9 protein-coding genes are annotated in these 12,012 nt (G+C 48.5%); 6 read left to right on the forward strand and 3 right to left on the reverse strand.

Annotation, left to right across the window (positions count from 1 at the left end; all coding sequences use genetic code 11):
* The first annotated feature begins 695 nt into the window (after positions 1 to 695).
* On the forward strand, positions 696 to 1,970 hold the full coding sequence (locus tag P8J86_09120; GenBank protein MDG2054856.1) for an aminoacetone oxidase family FAD-binding enzyme: 1,275 nt from the start codon (positions 696 to 698) through the stop codon (positions 1,968 to 1,970).
* Positions 1,971 to 2,069: 99 nt separating this feature from the next.
* Here P8J86_09120 and P8J86_09125 read toward each other — a convergent pair whose 3' ends face one another.
* Entirely contained in the window at positions 2,070 to 2,858 is a 789-nt protein-coding gene (locus P8J86_09125) for a cyclase family protein (protein ID MDG2054857.1), read from the reverse strand.
* Positions 2,859 to 3,038: 180 nt separating this feature from the next.
* On the opposite strand from P8J86_09125, the gene P8J86_09130 reads away from it, so the two are divergent.
* Together P8J86_09130 and P8J86_09135 are read left to right on the forward strand one after the other, a co-directional pair.
* Positions 3,039 to 3,215 carry a hypothetical protein gene (locus tag P8J86_09130; protein ID MDG2054858.1) on the forward strand — a complete coding sequence of 59 codons (177 nt, stop codon included), beginning with the start codon at positions 3,039 to 3,041 and terminating at the stop codon, positions 3,213 to 3,215.
* Positions 3,216 to 3,257: 42 nt separating this feature from the next.
* A complete protein-coding gene (locus tag P8J86_09135; protein ID MDG2054859.1) occupies positions 3,258 to 4,250 on the forward strand; it encodes a hypothetical protein in 993 nt (330 codons plus the stop codon).
* 204 nt (positions 4,251 to 4,454) lie between these two features.
* On the opposite strand, the gene P8J86_09140 is transcribed toward P8J86_09135, so the two are convergent.
* Positions 4,455 to 5,459 carry a hypothetical protein gene (locus P8J86_09140; GenBank protein ID MDG2054860.1) on the reverse strand — a complete coding sequence of 335 codons (1,005 nt, stop codon included), beginning with the start codon at positions 5,457 to 5,459 and terminating at the stop codon, positions 4,455 to 4,457.
* An 842-nt stretch (positions 5,460 to 6,301) separates the two neighbouring features.
* Here P8J86_09140 and P8J86_09145 point away from each other — a divergent pair.
* Together P8J86_09145 and P8J86_09150 are read left to right on the forward strand one after the other, a co-directional pair.
* Positions 6,302 to 6,649, forward strand: coding sequence for a hypothetical protein (locus P8J86_09145; protein MDG2054861.1), 348 nt, complete (start codon positions 6,302 to 6,304; stop codon positions 6,647 to 6,649).
* 18 nt (positions 6,650 to 6,667) lie between these two features.
* Entirely contained in the window at positions 6,668 to 7,342 is a 675-nt protein-coding gene (locus tag P8J86_09150; protein MDG2054862.1) for a hypothetical protein, read from the forward strand.
* Here P8J86_09150 and P8J86_09155 read toward each other — a convergent pair.
* On the reverse strand, positions 7,339 to 8,358 hold the full coding sequence (locus P8J86_09155; GenBank protein ID MDG2054863.1) for a hypothetical protein: 1,020 nt from the start codon (positions 8,356 to 8,358) through the stop codon (positions 7,339 to 7,341). The two genes, P8J86_09150 and P8J86_09155, sit on opposite strands and share 4 nt — an antisense overlap.
* Positions 8,359 to 8,680: 322 nt before the next feature.
* On the opposite strand from P8J86_09155, the gene P8J86_09160 reads away from it, so the two are divergent.
* Entirely contained in the window at positions 8,681 to 9,892 is a 1,212-nt protein-coding gene (locus tag P8J86_09160) for an endonuclease/exonuclease/phosphatase family protein (GenBank protein ID MDG2054864.1), read from the forward strand.
* The last annotated feature ends 2,120 nt before the right edge of the window (positions 9,893 to 12,012 follow it).

Raw genomic sequence — 12,012 nt, forward strand, 5'->3', positions numbered from 1 at the left:
CACGACCATTCGCCTACTTTAATTCATAAATTTTTTTATTCTGACGTAAACGAGTGTTTACATCAGGAACATTAGGCACAACTGCAAATGGCCTGTTCATCTGCTTTACTCTTCATGCTTAATTCTTCAATTTCATCAAGATTTCTATATGAGGACTCGCTTCTACTCACCTCCATCACCAGCAATACAATCGTCGTGAAGCTCAATACTCAACTGATTGATAACCCCATAACTGTTCAGACTAGAATGTTAAGATTCCACTTTGAGCGAACCCAGGCCAGATGGGTACAAAGACAATGACAGCGCCGAGAATCTGACGAGGCGCAGCAGACCTCGCTCATTGACTCGCGTTGATGCGACGGCATTTCGTGACATTTTTGACACAATTGTGACTGGAGAATAAAGAACACCCCCATCATTTTGATTTTTTGCTTGCGATCGGCACACAAGACTGCTTCACTAATTGTTTACAAGCATTTTCACTAATGATATTCGGGGGGATCGATGCGCTACTTATTAGTCACATTTGTGATCACATGCACAATGACTGCGCTGCCCCACTTCGCCAAGCACCAATGCACGCCCCCAAGAAACTCCATCGGCTGATTAGATAATTAAGGCCCCACCGAAGAGGCCGTCAGATGCAGCCAGGCAATAATTGCTGCATTGCCTCGCATCCGACATAATGCGAACTCGTGGCAGACACCAAGAATATTGATATCGCGATAGTGGGAGCTGGCGCCGCGGGCCTGATGGCGGCCATCTGCGCTGGTCGTACCGCCAAGAAACACCATCGATCTCTTCAGATTGCTGCATTTGATGGCGCACGAAAGGTCGGAGCCAAGATTCTCGTCGCTGGTGGCGGACGCTGTAATGTGACGCATCATCATGTCGATGAATCTTCTTACGCTGGTGGATCTAGCAATACCATTCGCAATGTTCTTCAGCGCTTTGATGTGGCACAGACCATCGAATTTTTCAGAGAACTCGATGTTCACCTCAAACAGGAAGAAACAGGAAAGCTCTTTCCCACGACCGACTCCGCGCGCACGGTGCTTGATGCACTGCTTAAGGAAATGAAAAGTGCAGGCGTTGAACTTCATCATCCCCAGCGAGTCCATACCGTTGAACAAACAAGCCCAGGCTTTGTTATCGAAAGCGAGCAAGGACGGATTCACTGCAAACGACTTATTCTCGCCAGCGGCGGCATGGCGCTTCCAAAGACAGGCTCAGACGGAGGTGGGTATAAGCTTGCCAAGTCACTAGGACATTCCATAACGGAGCGTGTGTTTCCTGCACTTGTTCCACTTATTCTCGAGAAAAGCAGCAGCTTACGCTTACTTTCAGGACTAACCGTTCGCACCACCATCGAACTTCGAAGCTGCACCGGCAGACGCCTTCAGTCATTTACAGACTCAACACTCTGCACACACTTTGGCTTATCCGGCCCATCGGTGATGGATATCAGCCGATACTTCACCGCTGCACGTTTTAGCGATCCAGATGCACATCTCGTCATATGCTGGCTTCCAGAATCCACGCGTGACCAGGCCGATGTCGAACTTCGTGAGCTTGGCAAACGAAGTGTCGGCCGATGGCTTCGTGATCAACTCCCAGATCGACTGGCCGATGCAATCTTCCAGTTTGCTGATATCGACCCTACTACCGCCGGCCATCAATTCGACCGCAGCGCACGCAGTCGGTTCCTTGACGCGATCTTTCAGATGCCTCTACCAGTTACTGGAGACCGTGGATTCACACATGCGGAAGTCACCGCTGGAGGCATCCCACTCAGTGAATTAAAAGCAAGCTCAATGGCCTCAAAATGCTGCGACGGCCTCTACCTCTGCGGAGAAATCTGCGACGTGGATGGTCGCATTGGCGGCTACAACTTCCAATGGGCCTGGGCCAGTGGACATGTGGCTGGATCTCATGCCGTTGAGTCACTGCTCCCCGCTGCTGATGGATAGCATGCCTCCCCCGGCAAACTTGCTCGGCCCACCAATCTTTTATTTGGTGCACGTTTGTTCCGATGTCGCACCCTGCGTTACGGTGGCCCAATCTCTTAATCACGAAGAACACAATGCGACCGCTCGACACCAACCAGCACTGGCACGAGCAATTTTGACGGGTAAACACGAAATCCAAAAGCCATGGGCGCGGGGCAATTGATCAAGATTCGCTAACTTTTCAATCTGACAATATTCCTGACTGATACCTGCAAAGTGAGCTGGCCAAATATAACGACCATCACCGGTTCTCATATAATCTTCTTTCATGTCCACGAAAGGTCGATCAATGGTGTACGCATCAATACCAATGACGCGTACCCCCTGCTCTACCAACCAGAGCACACCATCGCGCCCCAGACCTGGCTGGCGAAAGTATTCGCTTGTATGAATTCGTTGATCAGCACCAGTCCACAGCAAGACAATATCGCGATGTTTCAATCTGTATTGCATACGATCCAAGGCGAGCTTGAGATCCTCAACTGCAATCTCCTGCCCTGATTCCTTATGCCTCACATCAATGCGCACGCCAGGAGCAAAGCACCACTCAAGAGGAACCTCATCAATACGCCGAGCAGGACGTCCACCGGATTCCGGTCCATAATGATATGGAGCATCAACATGGGTACCAGTGTGTGTTGTCGCCTGGATGTTTTCTATCGCCCACCCCTTACCTTGCGAGTACACCAAATCATCGGTTTTGACGCCAAAGCATTCCTGAATTTGCTCTCGTCCTTGCTCTTCGTGCGTCACATATTCAATTGAAGGTGGCCACGGCTCACTGACTGCTGCATCTTGCAATGGAACAGATAAATCAATTATCCGCAGTTGGCCTAAAACATCATTCATGACTCACCCCTTATTCAAGTTGCATACCCTTGTGCAGCACATTATTGCACATGAGTATTCTCGGCTTCAATACCTGAACCGTGCGTGAATCCAGATGGTGACAGGTTTGGCCACGTGGAGAATGACCAAAATCTGGCCTGCCAAGCACCACCAGCATAAAAGGCGACATGAACAACCCCGATGGATTGCAAGCAATCGATGATTCCATTTTCGATTGCTGCCATACCCGACATTTCAACCATCACCGCTGATTTATGGCTATTTGAGCTTACCTTCACGAAGAGCTTATGCCGACAAATAACCGTAGTAGATCCATATGGTTGTCGTGCCTCAGACAGTGAACCTGAGCGACTCTAAACCCAACTCGAGTAAGTCACTTTGAATCGTGAGAGTCCTGCTTTGATTAAGTGGTTTAGAACGCACACCTCTGAGCTAGTTTTTCTACTGGCACTCGTCATTGTCACTTACAATTTCGTCGGCCTCAGAATCCAATTTGGTCAAGATCCTTGGATCGATTATATATTTCCTCGCGTTTTGGACTTTGACGGCGAGAAGCCGTGGCAGTACCGAATTTTGATTCCGCTCCTTTATAACCAAATATGGTCGCTACAAATCCCATTTCTCGACCTAACACGAATCGTCAAACTTATCGAAATAGCCTCAACGATAATGCTGGTGTTGGCATTCAGGTATTACCTGTCGTTGTTTATCAAGGACAAACAAGCAACTTGGATGATGTCACTGTTACTGTTTTTTGTCCTACCGTTCCATTATTTCTTTCCAGACAGCTATCACGCATTCTATTGGTTTGATACGCCTTCACTACTCTTTTTTACAGTTGGAATGATTCTGCTGTACAAGAAGAAGTGGATTTGGTTCTATCCGTTGTTCGCTGTTGCCACCTTAAACCGTGAGACAACTTGCTTTCTGACTTTTATATATCTTTTTACCGCACTGGGAAATGAGAGACTGCTGACAATTGTCTTTCACTGCGCCGCTCAATTCTTTATATGGATGATCATTAAGACTGCACTTTTCGTATTGTTTATTGATAATCCAGGGAGTCAAGCCGGCTTTGAAATATCCTTCCATGAACAAGATGTGACTCACTTGGCCGACAACTTCCATTACTTCATGAATCCAAAAAACGTGCCATCATTTTTGAGTATATTTGGGTTTGTATGGATTCCCGTCTTGTTCCTACACGGCCAAATCAAAGATCAATTCGTAAAGAGATCCTTGCTCGTATTTATCCCTCAGGTATGCGGAATGATGATCGTAGCGAACATCTACGAATTACGAATATTTTCAGAGACGATCCCTGTTTTCCTCGCTGCCTTTTGCATCATCTTGAGTGAACGGTGCTCATTTTCCAGACCACAATTACAGTGATATGCATTCATCTCCCTACGGCCCAGCCCGCTGCTAAGCGAAGTTTCAATCTCCTAAAAAACTCTCATAAGACAGCCGGCAGAGCCAAGCCGTAATAACCCGTTGAATTTGAATACTCCACACAAATAAACAGCCCCGGCTCTAAAGCCGGGGCTGTTCTTCAATAAATACCAACTCGTGGTTTACTGGCAATCAATCTCTCATTTACAGATTATTTCCTACCGGATCTCCAAGATTCACCATGCTTTGGAAGTATTCGATCACACCAGAGTCTGAAACATTTAGTGCGGGCCACTGTGGCCAGTCGAAGGTATCGTTCATGAATGGTTGCATCTGATCCCAACTGAGTACTGGAAGGTGATTCACGTCGTGATTAATAGCAACGCCTTCAATCGATCGGAAGCCGTGTGTTCTTCCATGCATCCAACCACCGTAGTGAGGCTCCATCTTGAGTGTGTTGATAAACCGATCCGCAAGTCCATTGTCTTCGAGATAGTCGGCGTATCCTGCATGGCTAAAGTCACGAACCATATCCATAACAAGCGCTTTCATCTCGACCGGGTCTTCAACAAGTCGCGCGGTTCGCTGAATGTCTGCCATGATTTGTGGATCATATTTGTCATCAGCAATCCAGCCAACTTTGGCGCCTTGCATGGCATACCAGAGACCAACACCCAGAAGGTCGTTGCCCCAAGCCTGGCTGTTATTGGTCAGAGATTCGTCAAATGCCCACTGACCAACTTCTTCGATTTCCGCTGAGGACAATCCAAAGAATGCTCGGAGATCGTTGTAGGCCAACATAGCCTCGGTCGTAATAGGGGTTCGGCCACCCACCAGTTCATCATGATGTGAGTTGTTATTCGAGCCGTGGAAGTCTCCCCAGCACGTGATATCGACAAATTCGCCCATGCACGGATCCATATGATCGTGCGGGCATGCACCCCACCCAGTAAGCATTAACGTGAAGTCATCAAAGTCGACAACAAAGTCACCATTAATGTCTGCGACATTACTTCCAGTCATGCCATAGTTGACTAAAAGAATGCTGAAGTCATTGACATCAACAACTTCGTTTTGATCGATATCTTCTGGGCACATAGACATTTCGCCTTCAGCCAAAGCATTGCTAGCAACACAAACTGGCGTCAAGGCAATAAGTCCACAAATACCACTCCTCCAAGTGCGTTTATTCATTCTTTGCTTTCTCATTGCGTACTCCTCTGCCCCACCACTTTTCCTTAGTGCGTCCCTCTCAGGTGTCGCCTTTGACTTTGGCGATTTCACCTGAATTACGTTCGTGGATTCAGCTTGTTCCTCTCTTTTGAAAAGACTTTGTGACAGATTTGACCTCTACTCAGAGGCCTAAGAGTTCAGAGCAGAAAATCTAATGCAACACTGAGCAATGCCAACACAAACAAGTAGAAATGCTTTTCATGTGCTTTAGAGCGTCATAGCGGCTGATTTCATCACTACACACCGAGTAAACGAATGATTACAAACTGTTCAAATGATCCTAATTGTTCTAGAAAATGGTAAGACAGTGCAAAATCCTACAAACGATATATTCCGTTGAAGCACTGCCTCTAGCAGTTTTGTATTGAACTTTTTAGGGGATAAAAATACACCTTTGCGGATGGTTAAGGAGAGATTTATCCGGCATCACCGGCCTTACTTCAAGACGCCGTCGCCGAAATTAAACACTCAATAGGATCGTTGCATTAATTGCAAAAAATCTAAAACCGCTCCGGCGTCACAACCGGAGCTGTTGTTTTATTCATGTCATAGCGCACCGCCTGATTTCATGGCGGCGGCTTCTTGGTCCTGGCCAATAAAGACAAAAACATCGGCGCAGTACTAGCTGCAACCTCAGATGGTGGCAGTTTGGATATCTTTGATAATCGCGATAATGTGACCTTTCAAGCTCCGCAAAAAGAAGCGGCAAGACAATGGAACAAATCGCCAAGAACGTTCGCCCAAACAAGTTTGTTGTTCCACTATTCGTATTAGCGTGGCTATTTTAGATCGTGAGCCTTTTTATCTCATGCGTTTACATGGTATACCCCGACGAAAACTCAATAGAGATGCTCGGGATTGAACTCTTTTTTATCGTTATGTTCCCTTGGGACTGGTTTGCTATTTTTCCAGCTATTTATTTCGTTATCAATATCTTGTTTCTATGGTCTCCGAAGTACTTGTTTCGATGCCTTCGCATTAAGAATACGCCCGTTTTGTATTGCTGCCTCATGGCAGTCGGCGCGGCTTTGGGATGGCATTGTTTGTTTTTTATAGCGAGAATAGAAAACGTCTACGTTGGAGGCTACCTCTGGGTGATTACGCTCACTCTTATACCAATAGCCGTCTTGCTACCGAATACCACAAAAGAAGCCGCAGAGGCTTAGCTCAACAGGAGTCGCATAATGAATTCAGAGAAACGTATTGAATCGCTCGAAGGCCAAGTCAGAACACTCAAGCGAATCGTTTACGGTGTGGCCTGCCTACTCGTGGCAGGCATTGCCTTAGCTGCGACAAATATGCAAGGCGTGCCGAACATCATTGAAGCCAAGATGTTCCGCGTAATCAATGATGACGGAAAACCAATGGCCGAACTCTTTGCAGAACATGGCGGCAATTTGGCCATCTTTAACAAGGACGAGAAAGTGGTCGTAGGAATAGGCGCCATACAAAATGGTGGCGTGTTGCAAATCAATAACAATGCCCAAAAGAAGGTGGCGGCACTCGGCGCCGATTCAGAATGTGGCATGCTCACCATCGCCAACAATGATGAGAAAACACTCGCAATAATCTATGCGACCCCAGATGGTGGCTTGTTGCAACTCAAGAACAAGGCCGAAGAGACACGTGCAGCGATCGGCGTGAATTCAGATGGTGGCCTACTTGCCATCGCCGATAAAGATGGCAAGCTGGCTGCAGAACTGATTGCAACCCCAAATGGTGGTGAGCTTGCTATCCTCAACAAGAAGTCGAAGGTCGTTGCGGAACTCACTTCGGAGCCAGATGGTGGCGCGCTGATCATTAACAGCAACGACGGCAAAACAAACTTCAAAGCACCACCATCAAAGGAAATCGACTAGGGCCGATCAGCCCCGCGTGATCGGCGATCGCCTCGGTCAGGCTCTTCAGATCGCCGGTTCCGCCTGCGACTCTTATCATCCATGGGTCGCTCGCCCATCTTGATGGCTTCCTCCCATTCCACGCCGAGGTTCTTTCCAAGTTCAACGTGCTCCTTGTAAGGGAGTTTCGCGAAGGAAGAATCAAAAGCCTTAAGAGCAAGTAAGAGCGATATGCATTGGTCGGCCAAAGGTTGTTCTACGTCTATTGTTCCAATCACCGTCGCGTTTCGGCCAAACGGTTCCGACTGCACAACAATCACCCCGCGATCAGCAACAGGCGCGTCCTGAATAAGCTCACGGATTTCGGCACTGGTTGCGAAATCCCAGTGGAATCGACCAACAATCCCATTTCTCCAAGCGAGTGGGCGGAGCGCCTGTTCAAGTTTCGTCTGTTGCTCACTATCCGAGGCCCAGGCAATGACGAGCGGCCGCTCATCGCATGCACTGGCATTTACCGCTTCGCGAAGGCTGCTGAAGTCCGGCGTGTGCGCCGGCTCCTTCATTGTGACACCTGGGTATTGACGAGCGATCTCCATCAATCCCTTCGGCACCGACCGTACATCAAAAGCGAACCTCATCGATCGTGATTGCTTCGTGAGTTTCGTTTCTCCATCAGGCGCAAACACTGCAAAAGCAGTATTGAGCAATTCGCCCTCATTGAGACGCTTCACCATCGCCATGGTCTCTTCATTCTCGTAGGCGTCGAGGCGAACACACACAAAATTTCGGGTCGCTTCGATGAACTCAGGAGTGAATTCTCGTTCTTCCGTAATGGTGTACCCCGGGCAGAAGACCCCAGATACCCCTTGACAAGAAACGCGAGCAAACTCAAGCATGATTGGACGCTGGCTTCGCTCCGCTTCCACAAGCGCCACATCCCAACTGCCATACCATGCGACGCCTGGTTCTGAATTGCTAACCTCCGCCGCATGAACTGCGGAAAGGACCGCGACTGCGAAACATATCGATAATGGCATCAGTGAGACCTTCCTAAAAAGCAACCGATTCTTATAAGAACTTCGTTTTCGGCTCAATCACAAGATGTTCGAAACAGATTAACAATGGGCCGCTTCTACTATGAGGTATTTGTTGCAAAACCGGCTGGCGTGGACAAATTTTCTAATATCTTTTAGCTAAACACACCGCCTAGGTATCCTTTATTAGGAAGCTCACGACCACCAGTGCGTCTGAGGACCCCATATCCCCCATTTGTCACCATTTTAACTAAGAAACAGCGTTCCTTATGCTCCGGTGTTTGGTTTAATGGACCAACATGAGGACCTCGAGGGGAGAAGAGGAATGAAGACCATGGTTCGACCCTTCAGCATGTTGGCTAAGTGCCTGAGACATCAGCGTCTGTTCACGGCTGTGATCTTGTTTCTATTGGCACTCATGCCCAGCCAATCCAAGGCCGATGAAGGGCTGCTCGATCGCCATCGCGCGACCGATGTACGTGTTGTGACATGGAACACCTACAACAAACTTCGCCCTGACGGCACTGGCGACTATGCGGCGAGACTTCCTCGATTTGCGCGCGTTCTTCAAGCGATTGATCCAGATGTCATTGTCTTCCAAGAGATAGGTACCGGATCGGCCGTCGCGGCTCTGCCTGCATGGCTCAGTGCCAACCTTGATCCAGGAACTTGGTATGTCCTTGAAGGTATGGATACAGGAATACGAAATGCGATCGCATCGCGATTCCCGTTACAGCTTCAGCGCACTGATACAACACCTGCAAGTTCAACACGAGGCGTCACCATGGCGCTCGTCGACTGCCCAGACACCAGGGGCATGACCGACCTCTACCTTCTTGCTGTCCATATGAAAGCTCAAGAGGATTCTGAAAGCGAAGCCAAGCGACAGCGCCATTGTGACGCCATTGCCAACTGGCTTGGCGATGCCCGAACACCCGGAGAGGATTTTGATGATCTTCCCCAGGACACACCAATGGTTGTTGTCGGTGACATGAACTTCTATCTAGAAGGCGGCCAGCCGGAGCTCACCCTTCGCACAGGTGAGATCCAAGATGAGGGGACCTTCGGCCAAAGCATCAAGGGTGATTGGGACAACAGCGATCTGACCGACCCTCAACCCATTGACCCCATCACTGGAGAAGCATGGACGCTCTGGAATTGGGAGTCCAGGACAGATCGCTTCATCTATACAGATTCTGTCGTAGACCTTGGGAATACATTCATCCTGAACACGATGATGCTCTCGCGAAACCTACTGAACGAGTACGGCCTCGTTGACACAGACACAACAAGAGACATGACGTCTGATCACCTTCCGGTGGTGGTGGACTTTCGCCCACGGCTGGAGTGCACCGGTGATATCAACGGTGATCTGATCGTCAATGTCGATGACTTTAGCCAGTTCCTCGTTCAGTTTGGCCAGACAGGAGTGAATCTAAGTGCCGATCTCGATGGAGATCTCGATGTTGATATCGAAGACTTCTCTGTCTTTCTTATTCATTTCGGCATGACATGCACGCTGCCGCCTGCAGGCTGACTGGGTATTCACATCACTTGGGGTGGGAAACATAGATAAAGATAAAAAAGAAGTTAGCGAACTTGTTCCCAATCCAGATAATGACAGGCTCGTGCTCGGCGAAGCCGATGGTATGACCACCTTCCACAAACCAAAAAAGAAGCCGCCAGGAATCAATCCGACGGCCCCGGTTTCAAAGCCGGGGCCGTGTCTTTAAGTAAGCCTCCTACTGCCGGAACTTAGTACGATATATCCTTGGGAAGTATTCATACTTATAAAGGGGGCCAGCCATTACCACTTCACAGAACAAACCACGCAAAGGCTTATGGATTACTGCGATTGTGCTATTCATATTGTTCGCGATCACATTGTTATCTTTCTTAATTACCGCCATAGGTATTGCCATTTGGGATTCGAACAACTCATGGGCAGGATTTGCACTTATTCCTTTGTTTCTGTGGGTGTTATTCTTTACAGTGCTGAGCTTAGTATTTAGCGGCATCGCGATAAAGTGCAGCGCTTACCAGAGATCATCAAAAATTATGTTCAAGATAGCCATAGCGGGCCCCTAGGACTGTTCGTCTTGTGGTACCTAGTAATGGGTACCTAGTAATGTTTGCCCTTGTTGGCTTAGGAGTATATCACCCCAGCTGAGAACCAATTTAAATAGCAAAGAAAATCACTACGTGAATCTCTTTTGCATACTTGCGCATCGGCAGCAGTCGCAGTCCATCAACTCCCGACGACATCAACGGCAGACAACTAAGACAGACGGGCAGCATTTGATACTTACAACGGAGATCACACCACAATGGTCAATCGTATGAGGATGTTTTTGAAGACGCGCATGAGCACACGCGCGTTTATCATCTGGATCACACTTATAATTGTCGGAGGCTTGTGCGTGTTTATTTTTATAATAGCGATAGACGTTTTTTCGTCTTTTAACGCACACTAGTATCTGGGCCTGACATGTCATTTCACCATGTGTACTGTGGTCAAGTGTTGCAAAGCAACGAAATGTTGCTTCATTTGTTATTCGATGGTGTCCTGCTCTGGGGCTCATTGCTGGAGTTTTTTAGCGTGGGCCCATGCGTGTCATTACATACAAAACACACAAGATTTAAGTACTAAAGAGTGCGATACAGTGCCTGGAAGATCGTCAAGTTGTGGGTTACTAAATGGGTTGAGCTTCATAGGCATCAATAGTACCGACCCAACGGATGTGATGGCGGTGCTTACCATGGCTCAACAGGCCCATCATTGCATGTATACAGACACACTTCTCGTTTGCTTCAAACGTATTCCAGAATCAGTACAACACTTTCTCTTCTAGCAATTCGACATCCGCAAAGTGGCCACACTCAGGACACGTTTGCGTTTCTATACTCGCCGCGTGATAGCCACAGCGCACACAAATCGGTATCTGATGTTCTTTTCGCATGAGTGATCTGATCTGTATTCTCCGAACTTGCCGTTGGCGGCGTATATAGAAGGCGAGCCAAGTTGCGAAGCACGCTAACATCAACCATACCAATTCACTCATCGCTCCAAAGCTCATCATAATAATGAGCCACACTAAGCCCCCGACCACAGGCAACCAATCTGCCAATAGAATGCGCCACCTCAGTCTTTTTTTGACTGACCGTACTACCTCTTGACGCGATACAGTTTCTGGAAGATCGCGAAGTTCGGGAATGCGAAAGGGATTGAGCCTCATAGGCATGAATAGTAACGACCTAACGGGTTTGACAGCCCTGCCCCGCTGCGATTGCGTTTGCAACACGCCAATAACCAGAGAGCGCCGGTGTTAAAGCCGGGGCTGTGTCTTTAAGGAGCCCCCTACTGGGCTCGACGTTTTCGCAGAGCGGGAACACGAGACTGGGCTCGACGTTTTCGCAGAGCGGGAACACGAGTCTGGGCTCGACGTTTTCGCGCAGCGAAAACGCAGGTCTTTCCTGACGTTTTCGCAGAGCGAAAACGCGAAGCACAGGCCCGGCGCCAGCCGGGCCGTTTCACATCGCTTGGGATGGGAAACATGGACCATGAAAAAAGCGGCGCTGGAATCGAAGATTCACAGCGCCGCTTTAAGTGGGCCATACTGGGCTCGAACCAGTGACCTCTTGTGTGTCATACAAGCG

The organism is Phycisphaerales bacterium (assembly GCA_029268515.1).
Classification (GTDB): Bacteria; Planctomycetota; Phycisphaerae; order Phycisphaerales; family SM1A02; genus JAQWNP01.